Raw genomic sequence first — 18,363 nt, 5'->3', positions numbered from 1 at the left:
AGCTATGGGAGGGCCAGTACCTGGCCCGGCGCAAGCACCATAGCGTCGATCACTTTCCCGGAACTGCCATTGCGCACCCGTAGGCGCGAACCGCTGTCGCCGCTTCCCAGGGCGACGCCGCTGGCGCGGACCTCGATCCCGTTCAGTCGTGACACCAGTTGTACTTGGTCGCCCGCCTTGATGGCCATGCGGCCACCCAAGGCGGTTGGGGTGAGTACGACGCCGGCGCCCATGGCGCGCGATAGCGTGCGGCCTTCCACCTCGCCCATGTCGCTGACATACCCGTAGCCCAGGCGGGTGATGTCGCGCTCCTCGCTCCGTACATCGTCCTGGCGCACGCCATCGCCGCGCTGTAGCGGGCGGGCCATGACCAGTACCTGGCGGAACACTTGGAGCTGCACGGGTACGCGTAGGGTCCAGCCGTCAGGCACGGGGCAGCGGAGGGTGACGTTCATGCGTGGCATCAGGCGCGCGCCCTCCTGCAGGCCTGGCACCGGCGCCACCGGGCAGGGTGCGAGCTGCAGGCGAGGATCGAGCGCGGCGGCCTGTGCGATCACCCGGCTGCCTGGGGTTTCGTATTGCCCGCGCAGCCATTGCTCGGCCTGCGCGCGCGCCGCCTGCACCGCGTCGGCGGCGTGGGCGGACGTCGCGGTGACGCCGATCAGCAGGATGGCCAGCAGGCGCAGGGTCATAGATCGGCCAGAAGCACGTTGAGTTGGGCCAGCATGGCTTCGCGTTCGCTTTCCAGCTGACCCACCATCTGGCTGGCCTGGTCGAGTTGACCGTCGGTAAGCAGGGTGGCAAAGGTGCTGCCATGTTCGCGCAGGCGCTCGCCGGAGGCGGTGAGCGCCGTGGCAGCCGGGTGGCCAATGCGGCCTTCCGCCAGGCGCTGCAGTGTGCGGGAGAGGGCCTGGGTGTCGAACCAGCGACGATCCAGCGCGGCCGGTTCCTGCAGGGCCAGTTCCATGGCCTGGCGCAGGCCCTGGGCGGCCTCGCGCACGGTCAGGCTGAGGCTGGCCGGGTCGTGGCCGCTTTCGCCCTCCAGCCAGTCCAGCGACAGGCGATGGGAGAGCAAGGCGGCGCGGCTGAGGGCCTCGGCCTGGCGGCTGGCCTCGGCGGCGCGTCGGTGCCACGCACCCAGTGAGGCCTGCGCGGCGGTGGCGCGAGCGTGCTGAGCGTCCTGGTTCTTGTGCATGGTGGTGATGCGGTCGCCAACCTGGCGCAGGGCTTCGCCGCTGTCCTGCAGGGTGGTGCCGGTCTGGGCCACGTTGTCCTGGGCGCGTTCCAGGCGCTGCAGGCCCTGTTGTACGTCGCCATCCAGTTGCAGGGAGAACTCGCCAATGGAGCCGGTGACCTGCTCGATCTCGGCGGTAGCCTGGCTGGTCTTTTCGGCCAGTTGCTTCACTTCGTCGGCCACCACGGCGAAGCCGCGGCCAGCCTCGCCAGCGCGGGCCGCCTCGATGGCCGCATTCAGGGCGACCAGGTTGGTTTGGTGGGCGATCTCCTGCACCACGCCGGTGAGCTTGCGGATCTGGGCGACTTGCTCGGCCAGCCGGCTCTGGTTGCGGTTCATGGTGGACAGGGCGGTGCGCAGCAGGCGCAACTGGCCGTCCAGCTCGCTGACGTTGCGCTCGCTGTTCTCGCCGGTCTGGCGGGCGTAGTCGAGGTTCGTGGTGATCTGCTGCAGGGCCGTCGAGATTCCGGCACTGCCATCCGTCAAGCGACCGACGCCATCACGGCACTCCTCGGCGGATTGACGCATGCCCGCCTGCTCGCGCACCAGCGCCTGCGCGGCGCTCAGTACCAGGCCTTGTTGCTCAAGCGTCTGCAGTGCCACGGCGGCCGGCGGCGGCACGCTGGATACCGCCTTTAGCAGCGGCGCCAACGCTTGCGCGGCGCGGGGATGGCGTGCGGACAGCTGTGCCACGCGCGCCCGATCACCTGCGGCGGCGGCGCGTGCAAGCTCGGTAAGGTGCTGGCTCCAGATCAGGCTCATGGGCGAATCGTTCCTTCCCTAATAAGGTCGTCCCGGCATCGGCGGGACAGGTCGGAACTTGAGAAAGCAAGCGACGTGCCACGTAGCCGAGGGCGTTGCCTCAAGCCGGCGTGTTTCCGGCCGATACGCGAGCGATGAGGCAACCCGCGGCGACCAGCCGCCTGGCGAGGAGTCCGCATGAGCGGCGCGTGGATGGAAAAGGTGGAGCAGCAGACCCGCTTGGCCGGGCACAATCGCGTGGCGATGCTGCTGTTCCGAATGGGCGACGAGCAGTTGTTCGGCATCAATGTATTCAAGGTGCGCGAGGTTATGCGCCGCCCGCCCATGGAGCGCATGCCCGACGCCGTGCCGCTGATTGCGGGCAGTTGCGACTATCGCGGCCAGACTATCCCCGTCATCGACCTGGCCGTGGCCCTGGGCTACCCGCCGCTGCGCGATGAGCCCTCGGCCCATTTGATGGTGACCGAGTTCAGCCGCACCGTGCAGGGCTTTCTGGTGGCCGAACCGCAGCGCCTGGTGCACTGCGCGGGTGAGTCGCTGGCCACGCCGCCGCCGGCTCTGGGCTTTGGCACGCGCGTGAATGCGGTGACCCGCATCGACGGCGCTTTGATCGCCATTGTGGACGTGGAGCACGTGCTGGCTAGCCTCAACGCCACCACCACGGAGCTCTCCGGCCCCATGCAGCGCATCGCCCGCGTGCACGATTTGCAGCCGCGCCGCGTCATGGTGGTGGACGATTCCCTGGTGGCCCGCAACCAGTTGGTGAACCTGTTCCGCCAGATGGATGTGGAGTGCGTAGTCGCCCGTGATGGGCGCGAGGCACTGGAGCGCTTGACGGAGTTGGCCACGGCGCCGGACGACAAGAGCATCACCTTGGTGGTGTCCGATATCGAAATGCCGCGCCTGGACGGCTATGCGCTTACCCGTGCGATTCGCGAGACGCCGGAGCTGCGTTCGTTGAAGGTGGTTCTGCACAGCTCCATCAGCGGCATTTTCAATGAGGCGATGGTGCGCGAGGTGAACGCAGACCGCTTCGTGGCGAAGTTTCAGCCGGATGTGCTGGCGCAGGCGGTACTGGATTTGATGCCGGAGCGGTTGGACGTTCGTTGACTTTTCCGGCTTGGCGGGTTGGGTTTGGAGTGGGCCTTTACCTAACGTCATTGCGGTGAAGGCAGAACGGCGGCCGAATGGCCGGTCTATTCGTGCTTTGCGCGCTTGGGGGATGTTCTCGCGGTCTCGCTCGCCTACGGGCTTCCGACCTCCTGTCGGAGGCTGGGGCACGTTCTGTTACTTGCCCGAGAAAAAGGAACGAAAGAGACCAGGGCGCCCGGGAGCCGGCAGATCAATAGCTAAGAGCCAACGCAAAGGCAAAGTCACTGGGTCCCAGCGCTTGCCCCCTTTTGGGGTTCGCTGGGACAACGATGAGGTGCGCCGCGAGCTAACGCAGCCCACATCAGCACCCCGCGCTTGATGAAATGGCGGCTGAGGAGCGTGAAGCACGCTGCCTTAAGCCCTCTTGGCTAAGGCGCGTTGCGGTGTAGCCGCTACGGTGCGGCGGAGGTGTTCCCCAACAGAACCATCCAAGCCTCAAGGCTCTTCCCAACACAAAGCTGCCCGCTCCTAAGGCCATTTCTTTGGGTTACTTCTCTTTGGGCCAGCAAAGCTAAGGTGACTTGAGCGCGCCAAAGGAGCTAGCTTCGCGTCGCCCGCAGGCGATCGAAACGCCCGCCGCGAAGGCGGCCAGATTGCCCCACCCCCGCATCGCCTGCTCCCCCACGGGACCACCGGCCCATCACCTGCTGCAAAGCACGCCAAGCTTTGGCCTCTTAACGCCATAGCGCTCAAAGACCATCACCCCAAACACACCGTCAAAACCCCGGCGACGAGAACCCGCTACCACCCAGTCGAAAAACCGACACCCCCTCCATTTCGCGCCACCCACCCCGCCAAGAAAAGCGCGAAAACCCAACAATGGCGCGCCTTCCCGCCACATCGCCAAAGCGTGGCACGCAAATTGCTCAAACCCTCCCGCGGCCCTCGCCGCAGGAGCGAGACATGAGTTCGATCAACGACAACCTGTTTGGTCTGCATACCCAGGCACTCGATCTCTGGCAGCGCCGCGGTGAAGTGTTGGCGAGCAACCTTGCCAACGCCGATACCCCCGGCTATCTCGCGCGCGATATCGATTTCAAACAGGCGCTCTCGCATGCCAGCGGCACCAACGAAAAGTTGCCGATGACCATTACGCAGCAAGGGCAAATCGATCCGTCCGCAGATGCTGGACAGAAACTCGCCTATCGGGTGCCGAGCCAGCCTTCGATGGACGGCAACACCGTCGACACCCAGACCGAGCAAGCCAACTTTGCCGCCAACGGCGTGCATTACCAGGCTTCGCTTTCCTTCATCACCGCGCAGATCCATATGCTGCGGACCGCCATCACTGGAGGCCAAGGCTAATGTCGATGTTCAAGATTTTCGACGTCGCCGGCTCCGGCATGGCGGCGCAGTCGCTGCGGCTCAATACCGTGGCCAGCAACCTCGCCAACGCCGACAGCGTGTCGAGCACGCCCGAGAATGCTTATCGCGCCAAGCAACCGTTATTCGCCGCGGTGCAGCGCGCGCTGGGTGGCACCAGCAACGCCGACACCGATAGCGCCGTGGGCGTGCAGGTGAAAGGTGTGACCGAAAGCCAGGCCGATGTTCAGACGCGCTACGAGCCGGGTAACCCCATGGCCGATGCCGACGGCTACGTCTACGGCAGCAACGTCAATCCCATCGATGAGCTGGTGAATATGATCACCGCGTCGCGTTCTTACCAGAACAACGTCGAAGCGATGAACACCACCAAGCAGCTCATGCTCAAGACCCTCGACCTCGGCAAATAAGCCGGGAGGATGCCTACGTGTCGACCATTCCCAGTACTAGCAGCACCAGCAACCAGGCCAGCACGTCCAGTGTGAATCAGGCCTTGTCCAACACCATGACGCAGGCCGACTTCCTCAAGTTGATGACGGCGCAGTTGCAGGCGCAGGACCCCACCAACCCGGTGGACAACTCGCAGTTCGTGTCGCAGATGGCGCAATTCAGCCAGCTTTCTTCGACCCAGCAGTTGGATACCGACCTGCAGACGTTGAGCAGCAACCTCAGTACGGCCATGCAGACGTCGCAGGTGCTCAGCTCCTCCAACCTGGTGAATCGCCAGGTGATCGTGCCTTCCTCCACCATGAGCTTCGACGGCAGCACCAGCATGCTTGGCGCGGTGAATGTTCCAAGCACCGAAAGCGTCACCGTGCAGGTGCTCGACGGCAGCGGCAACGTGGTGCGCACCATGCCGCTAGGCACCAAGAACACTGGACTGGCCCAGTTCACCTGGGACGGCAAGGACGACAACGGCAACACCCTTGCGCAGGGTGACTACACGCTCAAGGCCACCAGTGGCACCACCTCGCTCAATACCTACGTGGCCGGAACGGTCACCGGTGTCGGCTATGGCGGCAGCACGTTGGGTACTTACCTGCAGGTATCGGGCGTGGGCGGGGTGTCGCTCAGCCAGGTGGCGCAGATTCTCTGACGCTCCACGCGTCAATCTCATCACGAGGAACCGAACATGGCACTGAATACGGCGCTCAGCGGCATCAACGCGGCCCAGTCCGATCTCAACGTCATCGCCAACAATATTGCCAACGCCAACACCACGGGCTTCAAGGGCTCGCGCGCGGAGTTCGCAGATATCTACGCGGTGACTGGCCTTAACCTCAATTCCACCGCGATCGGTAGCGGCGCGCGCTTGCAGGACGTAGCCCAGCAGTTCAGCCAGGGTGACATCCAGACCACCAACAACAGCCTGGACCTGGCCATTTCGGGTAATGGCTTTTTCGTGGTGAACAACGGCAGCGGCGCGCAGTACACGCGTGCTGGCGATTTCCAGAAGGACAACAATGGCTATGTGGTCACCCCGACGGGTGCGCGCTTGCAGGTGTACCCGTCCAATGGTGCGGGTGGCTTCGACACAAGCACGCTGAAGGACCTCAACCTGGTGGGTGCGCAGAGCAATGCCACTGCCACCTCGTTGGTCACCATGAACTCCAACCTGCCGTCCAGCGCCACCGTGCCGACCAATGCGTTCAGCACCAGCGATTCCACGAGCTACAACGCGGCCACCCCGGTGACCGTGTATGACTCGCAGGGCGGTTCGCACCAGGCGACGGTTTACTACGTGAAGACCGGCACCAATGCCTGGAACGCCAATCTTTACGTGGATGGGCAGAACGCCGGTACGCAGGCGCTTACCTTCGACACCAGCGGCAACTTGGCGACGCCCTCCAACGGTGTGCTTGCCTTTAACTCCGTAAACCTGGGCAACGGTTCGTCGGCGATGACGCTGTCGCTCAATGTCACCAACACCACGCAATTCGGTACTGCTTACTCGGCCGGCAACATTTCGCAAAATGGTTTCGAGGCGGGCACTCTGTCCAACATCGACATCGACAGCAAAGGTGTGGTCACGGCGTACTACTCCAACAACCAGAGTACGCAGATCGGCCAGGTCGCCATTGCCAACTTTGGCAACGTGCAGGGCCTGCGTCAGCTCGGGAATACGACTTGGGCAGCGAGCAGCGACTCCGGCCCGGCGGTAATGGGTACTGCCAGCACAGGCCAGTTCGGCGCGTTGCAGTCGGGTGCGTTGGAAAGTTCCAACACGGCCGACACCACCTCGCAATTGGTCAACATGATCCAGGCCCAGCGCAACTACCAGGCCAATGCTCAGGTGCTGTCGACCGACAACACCCTGGCCTCGGCGCTGTTCAACGCTGTCTCGCGCTGATAAGCCGCCATGGATCGTTCCGTCTACGTAGCTATGACCGGGGCCACGCAGATCATGCGTGCCCAGGACGCGGTGGCCCACAACCTGGCCAATACGTCCACGGTCGGCTTCAAGAGCGAGCTGTCCGCGTTTCAGAGCGTACCGGTGCTTGGCACCGGTACGCCCTCGCGCATCAACGCGGTTACTCAGGGCATCGGGCAAAGCGAGACGCAGGGTTCACCCGTCAACACCGGCCGTTCGCTGGATATTTCCGTGCGAGGCAGTGGATGGATCGCGGTCCAGGCACCGGACGGCAGCGAGGCATATACCCGCGCGGGTGATCTGCAGCTCACGGCCGATGGTGGCCTGACCGACGCGCGTGGCAACCCGATCATGGGCAGCTCCGGCCCCATCACCATCCCCCCGGCGGCCGAGATCAACATTGGTGCCGACGGAACCATTTCCAGCGTGCCATTGGGGCAGGGCCCCAACTCGGTGACCACGCTGGATCGCATCAAGCTGGTCAATCCTGACGCTACGCAGCTCGCACAGGGCAGCGACGGGTTGATGCATATGACCGATGGCAGCACAGCCGGTCAGGACAACAACGTGATTCTTTCATCGGGCGTGCTCGAGGGCAGCAACGTCAATCCGTCGGCAGAGCTGGTGAAGATGATCTCTTTGTCGCGCCAGTACGAGATGCAGGTGAAGTCCATCAAGACCGCCGAGGACAACGCCGACTCCAGCCTCAAGCTGATGCAGTCGAGCTGACCGCCCCACCTATTCATGGAGTGACCGATGTTTTCTTCTCTCTGGATTGCCAAGACCGGCCTTGATGCGCAGCAGACGCGCATGGACGTGATCTCCAACAACCTGGCCAACGCCAACACCACCGCGTTCAAGAGTTCGCGTGCGGCGTTCCAGGATCTCATGTACCAGAACAAGGCCCAGCCCGGCGGCCAGACCACCGAGCAGACGCTATCGCCCTCGGGCCTGATGCTGGGCACGGGCGTGCGCGTGGTGGGCAACGAAAAGCTGTTCACGGAAGGCAATATCGCGCAGACCGGCAACTCGCTCGACGTGGCCATCCAGGGTCGTGGCTTCTTGCAGGTGAGCATGCCCGACGGCAGCGTGGGCTATACCCGCGATGGCTCGCTGCACACCGACGCCAATGGCCAACTGGTCACCGCCGACGGCTACCCGCTGGAGCCTGCCATCACCGTGCCGCCGAATGTGCAGAGCATCACCATCGGTTTGGATGGCACGGTGTCCGCCACCACCACGGCATCGGCCACGCCCGCAACGCTGGGTACCTTGCAACTGGCCGACTTCATCAACCCCGCCGGCCTGCAGCCGATGGGACAAAACCTCTACCTCGAATCCGCCTCCAGCGGTGCGCCGCAGACCGGCCAGCCGTCGCTCAATGGCATGGGTTCGCTGGCACAGGGATCGCTGGAATCCTCCAACGTCAACGTGGTGGCCGAAATGGTCAACATGATCGAGACGCAGCGCACCTACGAGATGAACTCCAAGGCCATCAGCAGCACCGATCAGATGCTGCAGGACTTGACCGACAAGATGTGAGTACAGCCATGCCGTCCTTCCGTCCATTGTTTCGCTTCTCACTCTTGCTGGCCGTCTGCACGCTTGCGGGTTGCGGCATGCAGCCGCCGCGCGACGATCATCGGTGGGCTGCCACCATGCCGCAGGAGCCGATGGCCGCGCCGCCCACCGATGGCTCGATCTACCATGCCGATCAGGGCATAGAGCTATTCAACGATGCGCGCGCGCACCGTGTGGGCGACATCCTCACCATCACGCTGGTGGAGAGTACACAGGCGTCGAAGAAAGCCAGCACCAATACGAGCAAGAAGGACGCCAGCACCATTTCCGCGCCCAGCATTCTTGGTCACACACTCAAGGTCGGCGGGTCGACGGCGGACACCAGTCTCAACGGCAACCGTGCATTCGACGGTAGCGGCGATAGCAGCCAGAGCAATCAGCTCTCCGGCTCCGTCACGGTGACGGTGGCCCAGCGCTTGTCCAACGGCAATTTGTTGGTGCGCGGCGAGAAGATGGTCACCATCAACCAGGGGCAGGAGCAAATTCGTATTTCCGGCATCGTGCGTCCGCAGGACATCCTGCAAGACAACAGCGTGCCATCCACGCGCGTGGCCGACGCGCAGATCGGGTACACCGGCAAGGGGGCTCTGGCCGACGCGAATACCCAAGGCTGGTTGTCACGGTTCTTCAGCTCCAAATGGATGCCCTACTGATGAACGCCTTGGCTTCTTATCGCCCCTTTGGCTGGCACCGTGCCCGTCAGCGTGTGCTGTCGGTCTTGCGTGGCGCGGTGATCGTGCTGTGCGGTTGTCTGTCGGTGAATCAGCCAGTGCATGCAGACAAGATCCGCGACCTCGCCCAGGTGGGCGGTGTGCGCACCAACCAGTTGATTGGTTACGGCTTGGTGGTGGGCCTGGATGGTAGCGGCGACCAGACTACGCAGGCGCCGTTTACCACGCAGAGTCTGGAGAACATGCTGGTGCAGTTCGGCATCAAAGTTCCGGCCAACGTGACTCCGCAGTTGAAGAATGCGGCCGCAGTGATGGTGACGGCGCAGTTGCCGCCGTTCGCCAAGCCTGGCCAGACCATTGACGTGACGGTCGCCTCGATCGGTAACGCCAAGAGCATTCGCGGTGGCGAGTTGCTGATGACGCCGCTGCGTGGTGCCGATGGCAACGTCTATGCCATGTCGCAGGGCAGCGTGGTGGTCGGCGGCATCAGTGCCTCTGGCAAGAGTGGCTCCAGCGTGCAGGTCAATATTTCCGCCAGCGGCCGCGTACCCAACGGTGCGACGGTCGAGCGACCGGTGGCGTCCTCATTCGGCAGCGGCGGGGACCTCGTGCTCAATCTCAATTCGGCGGACTTCACCACGGCCACGCGCATTGCTGAGGCGATCAACCGCACCTATGGCGCAGGCACTGCCAGCGCGCTGGACGGCGGTTCCGTGAGCGTGCGCGGCCCGGTGGACCCGGCCCAGCGCGTGGCCTGGATGGGGGCGATCCAGGGTTTGGACGTGGCACCCGGCGACGCGCCCGCTCGCGTGGTGGTGAATTCGCGCACGGGTACGGTGGTGATCGGCTCGGAAGTTCGCGTCACGCCGGCTGCTGTTGCGCACGGTTCCATCCAGGTAACCATCACTGAGACCCCGCAGGTGAGCCAGCCCGGGCCGTTCAGCAAGGGCGGGCAGACCGTGGTGGTGCCGCAGAGCGACGTGCAAGTCAGTGAAGATGGCGCGCACATGTTCAAGTTCGGCCCTGGCACCAACCTCGACACGATCGTGCGTGCGGTGAATCAGGTGGGGGCCTCGCCTACCGATCTCATCTCGATCCTTCAGGCGCTCAAGCAGGCGGGTGCGTTACATGCCGAGCTTGTGGTGATCTGATGACCGTCAACGCCGACGCCAGCAACAGCCTGAATACCTGGACTGATCTGTCCGGGTTCCAGGCGCTGCGCAACAGTGCGCAGAGCGACGCGAAGGCAGCGCTGCCGGCGGTGGCCAAGCAGTTCGAATCCATCTTCACCCAGATGATGCTCAAGTCCATGCGCGACGCCAGCGCGGGCGACGGGCTGTTCGACAGCGAAGCGGGTAACGCCTGGCGCGACATGTTCGACCAGCAACTGTCCATTCAGCTGTCCCAGCATGGCAATGGCCTGGGCATTGCCCAGATGTTGGTACGCCAACTGGGCGGAGCCAGCACCACCGGCGCCGACGCGGCATCCACTGCGGCCGCGAGCGACGACTGGCAGCAACGCCTACGTTCCGTGATGGGCGCCGCGCGCTCGGCAGGCGACAAGGTGCTCAAGTGGTTGCCGCAGGATGCGCAGCAATTCGTGCAGCAGCTGGCGCCGTATGCGGAAAAGGCGGCCCAGAAGCTGGGTGTGTCGGTACGCGCCGTGCTCGCTCAGGCCGCGTTGGAGACCCAGTGGGGACAGCACCTGCCGACCCATTCCAACGGCAACACCAGCAACAACCTGTTCGGCATGAAAGCAGGCAGCAGTTGGGGTGGGGACAAGGTCAGCGTGCCCACTCTGGAGTTCGAGGATGGGGTGGCGGTCCGCAAGCACGCCCAATTCCGCTCCTACGCCAATCCGGGCGAGTCCTTCGACGACTATGCCCGGCTGATTGCCGACAACCCGCGTTATGCCAACGCGCTCAACCACGGCGACGATGTACTGGGTTTTGCCCGCGGCTTGGTCAACGGCGGCTACGCCACGGACCCGAGCTACGCCCAGAAAATCGCCGCCATCGCCAACAGCCCCGCCATGCGCGAGGCTCTCCAGGCACTCAAGAAAGTCGCGGCCGCGCCGAACTCTATCGAGTGATCTGTCCAGGAATGACCCATGTCTAACCTTCTCAGTATTGGTGCCTCTGGTCTCAACGCCGCTCAGGTGGCGCTGAGCACCGTGAGCAACAACATCAGCAACGTCAACACGCCGGGCTATAGCCGACAGACGGTGCTGCAGAGCGAGGCGCTGTCGGGCAGTGGCGGGGTTTTCACCATCGGCAGCGGCGTAACCGTGCAGTCGGTGCAGCGTGCCTATAGCGATTTTCTGACCCAGGCGCTGTGGACCAGCAACTCGGGCATGCAGCGGGCCACGACCTACAACAACCTCACCACCACGCTGAACAGCGCGTTGAGCGCCAGCGGCAACCTGCAGACGTCGCTGGACAACTTCTACGGCGCCTTCAGCACGGTCGCCAACACGCCGGGTGTCGCCTCCAGCCGCCAGTCGCTGCTGGGCACCGCCAGCTCGATGGTCACCAACTTCAATACACTCGCCCAGCAGTTGAGCGCGCAGCAAGGCCAGATCAACAGCCAGATTTCCACCACGGTCAGCAGCATCAACAGCGTGGCCAGCAATATCGCTGACCTCAACGCCAAGATCCGCCAGGCCGGAACCAACGTTCCCAACGACTTGCTGGATCAGCGCGACAGCATGGTGCAAACCCTGTCGGGCTACCTGGGCGTCACGGCCAATGCCCAGTCGGATGGCACCATCAGCATCTATGCCACCAATGGGCAGGCGCTGGTCAGCGGCGATAAGTCCTTCGCGCTGAGCACGGGCAACAATGCCTATGACAGTTCGCGCACGGACGTGTTCGACGGTACCGGCACCGACATCACCAGCAAGCTCAGCGGTGGCAGCCTGGGTGCGTTGCTCGATTACCGCAGCAACGTGCTGGACCGTACCCAGAACCAGTTGGGTCAGGCTGCCATCGGCCTGGCCAACAGCGTCAATCTGCAGCAGTCCAAAGGGCTGGACCTCAACGGCAAGCAGGGCGGGGCCATGTTCAGTGTGCCGTCGCCGGCCGTGCTGGGCAGCACCGCCAACAAGGGCAGTGCCACCGTGGCGGCCAGCATCAGCGACACATCCAAGCTGACCACGTCCGACTATGTGCTGAGTTACGACGGCGCCAGCTGGAACCTGCAAACCACCGCCGGGCAGAACGTGGCGCTCACTTCCAATCCGGACGGTTCGTTGTCCGCCGACGGGCTCACCTTCAATGTGTCCGGCGCCGCGCAGGCCGGCGACAGTTACATGATTCAGCCCACACGCGGTGCCGCCGGCAGCCTGGCGCTGACCATGACCGACCCTAACGGCATCGCCGCCGCCGCAGCGCTCAGCGGCAAGGCGGCCAGCGCCAACACCGGCACCGCCACGCTCGGTTCGCTCACCGTGCAGGACCCGACCAACGCCGCGCTGCTGAGCAATGCGACGTTGAGCTTTCCCACGGCGGGCAGCTATCAGGTGGCCGACAGCGCGGGCAATGTGCTTGCCAGCGGCAGCTACGCCCCGGGCCAGACCATCAGCGCCAACGGCTGGAGCGTGACGCCCTCGGGTACGCCGGCCGGTGGCGACAGCTTCAGCATCGGCGCCAATAGCAACGGTCTCAATGACACCAGCAATGCGTTGGCGCTGGCGGCCTTGTCCGATCAGGGCGTGCTCAATGGCGGCACCAGCTCGATCATTGCTGCCTACGGCACGCTCACCACCAGTATCGGCTCGGCGGGCAGTCAGGCACAGACCAATCTCACCACGCAGACCAGCCTGTACAACCAGGCCATGTCCGCCCAGCAATCCGTGTCCGGTGTGAACCTCGATGAAGAGGCCGCCAACATGGTGCGTTACCAGCAGGCCTACCAAGCCTCGGCGCAGGTGATCTCCACCTCGCAGACCATCTTCGCCAGCCTGCTCACCGCGATCCAGGGATAAACCGCCATGCGCCTCTCCACTAGCTGGATGTATCAGCAATCGCTCACCACCATGCTTAATCAGCAGAGTTCGGTGGCTGCGACGCAGAACCAGGTGACGACCGGTCAGCGCATCAACGTGGCGTCCGACGATCCGGCGGGTGCGGGGCAGGTAGTCAGCCTCAATCACATCATCGCGGCCAACACGCAGTACACCAATAACATCAACACCGCTACCACGCGCTTGAATACCGAGGCCAGCACGCTCAGCTCGGCCAACACCGCGCTGGACAGCGCGCGCACGCTCGCTTTGCAGGCCATGAATGGCACGTTGTCGGCCTCCGACCGCAGCAGCATTGCCAGCCAGCTCAGCCAGATTCGTGACCAATTGGTGCAACAGGCCAATACGACGGACAGCAACGGCAACGCATTGTTCGCCGGCACCAGCACGGTCAAGACGCCCTTCCAAGTGGGTGTCAATGGCGTGGTTACCTATGGCGGCAATGATGGCCAGCAGCGCTCCGCCATCGGCTCGGGGTTGCAGGTCGCGACCAGCGACAGCGGTTCCAGCCTGTTCATGGCTATCCCCAACGGCAATGGGTCCTATGTGGCCAATGCGGGCGCCGGCAACACCGGCACGCTGGTAGTGGGAGCCAATAGCGTGACCGATCAAACGGCATGGAATGCGGCCAAGGCCACCAGCGGTGGCGGCTACACCATCACCTTCGGCGCCAATGGCGCGTGGACGGCGGCGGATGCCAAGGGCAACCCGGTATTGGACAGCAGCGGCAATCCGGTGGGTGGCACCTACCAGGATGGCGGCGCGATCAGCTTCAACGGCATGAGCATTTCGCTCAGCGGCACGCCTTCATCCGGCGATACCATCGCGGTATCCAACAGCAGTTCGCAGGACGTCTTCAGTACGTTGACCAACATGATCAACGCGCTGCAGGGAAACATCAGCAATACACAGCTGACCAACGTGATGAGTCGCCAGGTGGAGTCGATCGACCAGACCCAAGCGACGCTGAGCGCTACGCAGGTGTCCATCGGTGGGCGACTGAACACATTGACTCAGCAGCAGTCGGCTTACCAGGATCTCAACGTCACCTATCAGTCCGCACTCTCGGATGTGCAGAACGTGGATGCGTATACCGCCATCAGCAATCTGTCGTTGCAGTCGGCGGCGCTGCAAGCCTCGCAGCAGATCTTTTCTCAGGTGAAGTCGATGAGCCTGTTCAATTATCTGAAGTAAGGCGTGATGTTCGCGGTCGTCGTGCTTGGCGGCCGCCGGTTCGATGAGGCGTGGCAACAGGAACGGAAAGGAGGTCTACGGAAGGTTGGCTGGGTGAGCTCTACGGCGAAGGCAAGCGGTTTCGGTGGGTGCTGATGTGCACTACGTCACGAAAATTTGGCGTCATGCTTAAGTAATCGCTGAGACAGCCGAAAAGCTCACTGAGGCGGATGGTGACTCCCACGGAGCATCGGGCCGCCGGCAGGTATCAAGCAAACCGAACCGGTCACCGGTTACGTAGGAGAAATCCATGTCTCTCGTTATCAATACCAACGTTTCGTCGCTGAACGCGCAGAACAACCTGACCAAGTCGCAGAGCGCGCTGGCCCAGGCCACGCAGCGCCTGTCGTCGGGCTTGAAGATCAACAGCGCCGCCGACAACGCCGCGGGCTTCGCGATCTCCCAGCGCTACACCACCCAGATCGGTGGCCTGAAGCAGGCCAGCGCCAACGCCTCCGACGCCATCAACCTGGCGCAGACGGCCGGTTCGGCTCTGGACCAGGTGACCGCCAACCTGCAGGCCATTCGTGACCTGGCCGTGCAGTCCGCCAACGGCACCTACACCTCCAGCGACCGTGCGTCGATGGACCAGGAAGTGCAGCAGCGCCTGGCGGAAATCACCCGTATCGCCAACCAGACCACCTTCAACGGCAAGAACGTGCTGGATGGCTCGCTGAAGACCCAGAGCTTCCAGATCGGCTCGGATGTGGGCCAGACCATCAGCGTTAGCCTCGGCCAGAGCGTGAAGGCCCATGACATGGGTGCCATCGGCGAGCTGAACACTGGTGACCTGAGCGGCGCATTCACGGACGCCACCGGCAAGGCGTACACCCTCGACCTGTCCAAGATCACCATCACGGACTCGGCTGGCACGGCGCACACGCTGTCTGGCAAGGCCTCGAGCGTGCAGGACCTGGCCGATGCCATCAACGCGGCGGGCATCAGCGGCCTGAGCGCTGCGGTGGACGGCAATGGGGGAATGGGCATCTACTCCAACGGCACCTTCAAGGTGACGGACACGGGTTCGATCGCTGCTGGCTCGACCCTCGGTAGCCAAACCACCCCGCAGACCAGCATCGCCGGCAACTCCAGCGTGAACGGTGCTGCCGCCGCCAACAACGATGCCGCCTCCGTCGCCACCGCCGGTGGCCTGGATACCGGCAACGTGACCAGCGTGGATAGCGCCAATGCACTGATCTCCCGCGTGGACGTGGCGCTGAAGTCGGTGGCCGACTTCGCCGCGCAGCTGGGTGCCGTGCAGAACCGCTTCCAGTCGACCATCTCCACGGTGGCGGCGCAGACCACCAACCTGCAGGCTTCGCAGTCGACCATCCAGGACGCGGACTTCGCGGCCGAGACGGCTTCGCTCAGCAAGTCGCAGGTGCTCCAGCAGGCGGGTATCTCGGTGTTGGCCCAGGCCAACTCCAACCCGCAGCAGGTGCTCAAGCTCTTGCAGTAACGGACGCAAGGCCAGTGGCGACTCTCCCGGGTCGCCACTGGTCGCGACCGGTGGTATCGCCGGGTGGGTTTGCTTTCGGCAACCCGCCCAGCATCACGGGAGCCACCGGCAAAAGCCTTGCTTAAAGCGAGGCTTTTGCCGGGGGCTCGAGACGCCCGCCTCGTGCGGGAACCGATCGGGAAACTGACAAGGCAACACCATGACGACAAGCAGCGCAACGTCCGGCAGCAGCCTCAGCTCTCTGCTGAACCAGCTCAGCTCGAGTACAACCGGCACCAACAGTTCCGGCTCGAGCAGCGCGTCGGGAACGTCGAGCAGCTCGTCATCCGGTACCAGCGACTCCGCGTCCACCTCGTCGGGCAACTCCACGATCAGCTCGCTGGGTATCGGGTCGGGTCTGAACGTGAGCGCCATCGTTACCGCGCTGGTCAACGCGCGCAAGGCGGCCTCGCAGCAGCAGATCGACACCCGTACCGCGCAGACCAACAATCTGCTGACCGGCCTTTCGTCGCTGAACTCGGCGCTGGGCGGCATCCAGACCGCATTGGCCACGCTCAAGTCGATCAACACGTTCAATAGCTTCACCGGCACGCTCACGGCTGTGGGCACTTCGACGAGCATTGGCACGGTATCCACACGTTCAAACGCCCAGGTGGGCAACTACACAGTTGCGGTATCGCAGCTGGCGACCGCACAGAAGCGCACCAGCGACCCGTATGCCTCGGGTACCGCCGTGGGCGCGGGCAACCTGAGCATTGGCGTCGGCAAGAACACCATGACCATCCCGGTGTCGGCCACCAACTCCATTTCGGACATCGCCGCCGCCATCAATAGCTCAAGCTCCAATCCGGGCGTTACCGCCACGGTAGTGAGCGGCACCAATGGCCAGCAGCTGGTGCTCACGTCGAGCAATACCGGCGTGGCGAATGCGTACACGATCAGCGCGGACGCGACCAGTAGCGCTGGCCTCACCGCGCTGGCCACCAAGCTCAGCACGGCTGGCAGCAACGAAGCACAGGACGCTAAGCTCACCGTGGACGGCATTCCCGCCACCAGCGCGAGCAATACCGTCACCGGCGTGATGGATGGCGTAACGCTCAACCTCACCAATACCGGCACCAATACCCTGAGCATTGCTCAGGACAATTCGACCGCCACCACGGCCATCCAGGCATTCGTAACGGCTTACAACAACTACGCCACCACGGCGGCATCGCTGTCGAGCTACGACAAGAACTCGGGTGCGGCTGGCGTGCTGCTAGGCGATACCACGCTTACGTCGGTACAGCGTCAAATATCGTCCGTGCTCAGCGGTGCGGTGAAGGGCAACGGCATTGGCACGCTGGCCAATCTGGGCATTACCCGCAATGCCGATGGCACGCTCAGTCTGGACACGGACAAGTTGGCGACGGCCTTCCAGTCCAATGCTTCCGCGGTAAAAGACCTGTTCTCCGGCACCAACGGTTACGCCAATACGCTGAACACGGCGATCAATACGTACACGTCATCGAGTGGCATCATTGCCACTCGCATGGACAGCCTCAACAATACGTTGACGCAGTTGAGCCAACAGCAAACTGCACTGAACGCGCGCATGGCTACCTACCAGACGCAGCTGCAAAACCAGTACACGCAGTTGGATACGCTCATGTCCACGCTAAACAACACCAGCAGTTACCTGACCACGGCGCTGGCGCAGCTCAACAACTCCAACAGTTCAAAGAACTAAGCCCGAGGCAAGGACATGACCTACGGCTATATGCGTAACGCGAGCGCCGCCTACCAGGACACCAATGCGCGAGGTAGCGTGGAGGGAGCGGACCGCCACCAGCTCACCGGCATGCTGTATGACGGCGTGATCGATCGGCTCAACCAGGCGCGTGGCGCCATGCGCCGCGGCGACGTGCCTGCCAAGGGCATGCATTTTTCCAAGGCGCAGGCCATTCTTGGCGAATTGCGCGGTGCGCTCGACCACAAAGCCGATGCCAAACTGGCCGGTCGCCTGGACGCCTTGTACGATTACACCTGCCGCCGCCTCTTGCAGGCGCAGCTCAACAACGACGAACGCGCGCTGGACGAAGCGCTGGATTTGCTCACCCCCATACGGGATGCCTGGCGGGACATTCGCACCACGTATCTGGCATCTGCCAGCAAAACGGCGCCGTAAGGAGACGGCAGGCATGAGCGCTACCGAACTACTGCAAGCCAGTGCCCGCATGGCCGCCTCGGCGCGGGCAGGGGATTGGGATTCGGTGGCCATGCACCAGGCCGAACGCAGTCGTTTGCTCGAAGCGGTGTCGCTGGACGACCCCGCCATGGCCGATACCATCCGGGTCTTGCTGCAGGACAACGAGGAAACCTTCCGCCTGGTGGGTGCCGCCCGGGATATGGCGGGAGAAGCGCTGGGCCAGCATCAGCATCGGCACCGCGCGCTGCATTCCTATCTCAAGGCCAGCCTGGACTGAGGGAAAGCGGCCGCTGTCGCGCCGGGCCGCCTGCACATACACTTCACTCCGTCCGCCGACTGGGTGGCGCTTCCCTGACGATCGAGAG

At 63.6% G+C, this 18,363-nt stretch carries 19 protein-coding genes; 16 read left to right on the top strand and 3 right to left on the bottom strand.

Translation table 11 applies throughout. The features are described from left to right. Positions 1-2 precede the first annotated feature (2 nt). Entirely contained in the window at positions 3-692 is a 690-nt protein-coding gene (gene flgA / locus AC3G2C_RS17085) for a flagellar basal body P-ring formation chaperone FlgA (RefSeq protein ID WP_488385842.1), read from the bottom strand. Beyond that, positions 689-1,996 carry a methyl-accepting chemotaxis protein gene (locus AC3G2C_RS17080; RefSeq protein WP_488385841.1) on the bottom strand — a complete coding sequence of 436 codons (1,308 nt, stop codon included), beginning with the start codon at positions 1,994-1,996 and terminating at the stop codon, positions 689-691. The genes flgA and AC3G2C_RS17080 overlap by 4 nt, the downstream gene beginning before the upstream one ends. Before the next feature lie 177 nt (positions 1,997-2,173). On the opposite strand from AC3G2C_RS17080, the gene AC3G2C_RS17075 reads away from it, so the two are divergent. The 13 genes from AC3G2C_RS17075 to AC3G2C_RS17015 all read left to right on the top strand — a co-directional run bounded on the left by AC3G2C_RS17075 (position 2,174) and on the right by AC3G2C_RS17015 (position 15,810). Beyond that, positions 2,174-3,106, top strand: a complete 933-nt coding sequence (locus tag AC3G2C_RS17075) for a chemotaxis protein (RefSeq protein WP_488385840.1) — start codon at positions 2,174-2,176, stop codon at positions 3,104-3,106. 945 nt (positions 3,107-4,051) lie between these two features. Next, positions 4,052-4,453 (top strand): flagellar basal body rod protein FlgB, encoded by a 402-nt coding sequence (gene flgB, locus AC3G2C_RS17070; protein ID WP_488385839.1) that lies wholly within the window; start codon positions 4,052-4,054, stop codon positions 4,451-4,453. Beyond that, positions 4,453-4,881 carry a flagellar basal body rod protein FlgC gene (gene flgC / locus AC3G2C_RS17065; RefSeq protein ID WP_488385838.1) on the top strand — a complete coding sequence of 143 codons (429 nt, stop codon included), beginning with the start codon at positions 4,453-4,455 and terminating at the stop codon, positions 4,879-4,881. Before flgB ends, flgC begins: the two co-directional genes overlap by 1 nt. A gap of 17 nt (positions 4,882-4,898) precedes the next feature. Further along, positions 4,899-5,567: a flagellar hook assembly protein FlgD gene (locus tag AC3G2C_RS17060; protein ID WP_488385837.1), complete on the top strand. Its 669-nt coding sequence runs from the start codon at positions 4,899-4,901 to the stop codon at positions 5,565-5,567. Between the two features lie 36 nt (positions 5,568-5,603). After that, entirely contained in the window at positions 5,604-6,821 is a 1,218-nt protein-coding gene (gene flgE, locus AC3G2C_RS17055) for a flagellar hook protein FlgE (RefSeq protein ID WP_488385836.1), read from the top strand. 9 nt (positions 6,822-6,830) lie between these two features. Beyond that, complete coding sequence (gene flgF, locus AC3G2C_RS17050; RefSeq protein ID WP_488385835.1) at positions 6,831-7,571, top strand: flagellar basal-body rod protein FlgF; 741 nt, start codon at positions 6,831-6,833, stop codon at positions 7,569-7,571. A 27-nt stretch (positions 7,572-7,598) separates the two neighbouring features. Then, entirely contained in the window at positions 7,599-8,384 is a 786-nt protein-coding gene (flgG, locus tag AC3G2C_RS17045) for a flagellar basal-body rod protein FlgG (RefSeq protein ID WP_488385834.1), read from the top strand. An 8-nt stretch (positions 8,385-8,392) separates the two neighbouring features. Further along, positions 8,393-9,076, top strand: coding sequence for a flagellar basal body L-ring protein FlgH (gene flgH, locus AC3G2C_RS17040; protein ID WP_488385833.1), 684 nt, complete (start codon positions 8,393-8,395; stop codon positions 9,074-9,076). Beyond that, complete coding sequence (locus AC3G2C_RS17035) at positions 9,076-10,245, top strand: flagellar basal body P-ring protein FlgI (protein ID WP_488385832.1); 1,170 nt, start codon at positions 9,076-9,078, stop codon at positions 10,243-10,245. The genes flgH and AC3G2C_RS17035 overlap by 1 nt, the downstream gene beginning before the upstream one ends. Continuing rightward, on the top strand, positions 10,245-11,186 hold the full coding sequence (gene flgJ / locus AC3G2C_RS17030) for a flagellar assembly peptidoglycan hydrolase FlgJ (RefSeq protein ID WP_488385831.1): 942 nt from the start codon (positions 10,245-10,247) through the stop codon (positions 11,184-11,186). Before AC3G2C_RS17035 ends, flgJ begins: the two co-directional genes overlap by 1 nt. An 18-nt stretch (positions 11,187-11,204) precedes the next feature. Further along, a complete protein-coding gene (gene flgK / locus AC3G2C_RS17025) occupies positions 11,205-13,079 on the top strand; it encodes a flagellar hook-associated protein FlgK (protein ID WP_488385830.1) in 1,875 nt (624 codons plus the stop codon). A 6-nt stretch (positions 13,080-13,085) separates the two neighbouring features. Continuing rightward, on the top strand, positions 13,086-14,312 hold the full coding sequence (flgL, locus tag AC3G2C_RS17020; protein ID WP_488385829.1) for a flagellar hook-associated protein FlgL: 1,227 nt from the start codon (positions 13,086-13,088) through the stop codon (positions 14,310-14,312). Between the two features lie 289 nt (positions 14,313-14,601). Further along, complete coding sequence (locus tag AC3G2C_RS17015) at positions 14,602-15,810, top strand: flagellin N-terminal helical domain-containing protein (RefSeq protein ID WP_488385828.1); 1,209 nt, start codon at positions 14,602-14,604, stop codon at positions 15,808-15,810. Positions 15,811-15,903: 93 nt separating this feature from the next. Here the strand turns inward: AC3G2C_RS17015 and AC3G2C_RS17010 are convergent, their stop codons facing one another. Beyond that, positions 15,904-16,224 (bottom strand): hypothetical protein, encoded by a 321-nt coding sequence (locus AC3G2C_RS17010; RefSeq protein ID WP_488385827.1) that lies wholly within the window; start codon positions 16,222-16,224, stop codon positions 15,904-15,906. Between AC3G2C_RS17010 and fliD the strand changes: the two genes are divergently transcribed. The 3 genes from fliD to fliT are packed head-to-tail and all read left to right on the top strand — an operon-like array spanning position 16,214 to position 18,275. Continuing rightward, the gene (gene fliD, locus AC3G2C_RS17005; RefSeq protein WP_488385826.1) at positions 16,214-17,539 is read left to right on the top strand and encodes a flagellar filament capping protein FliD; all 1,326 of its coding nucleotides are present in this window, start codon (positions 16,214-16,216) and stop codon (positions 17,537-17,539) included. The genes AC3G2C_RS17010 and fliD overlap by 11 nt on opposite strands. 15 nt (positions 17,540-17,554) lie before the next feature. Further along, the gene (gene fliS, locus AC3G2C_RS17000) at positions 17,555-17,977 is read left to right on the top strand and encodes a flagellar export chaperone FliS (protein WP_488385825.1); all 423 of its coding nucleotides are present in this window, start codon (positions 17,555-17,557) and stop codon (positions 17,975-17,977) included. A 13-nt stretch (positions 17,978-17,990) separates the two neighbouring features. Continuing rightward, positions 17,991-18,275, top strand: a complete 285-nt coding sequence (fliT, locus tag AC3G2C_RS16995; RefSeq protein ID WP_488385824.1) for a flagellar protein FliT — start codon at positions 17,991-17,993, stop codon at positions 18,273-18,275. Positions 18,276-18,363 lie beyond the last annotated feature (88 nt).

This window comes from Frateuria sp. sgz306004 (assembly GCF_057750885.1).
Note: the sequence above shows the minus strand (reverse complement) of the source record. Positions and strands in the feature narration are given on the sequence as shown.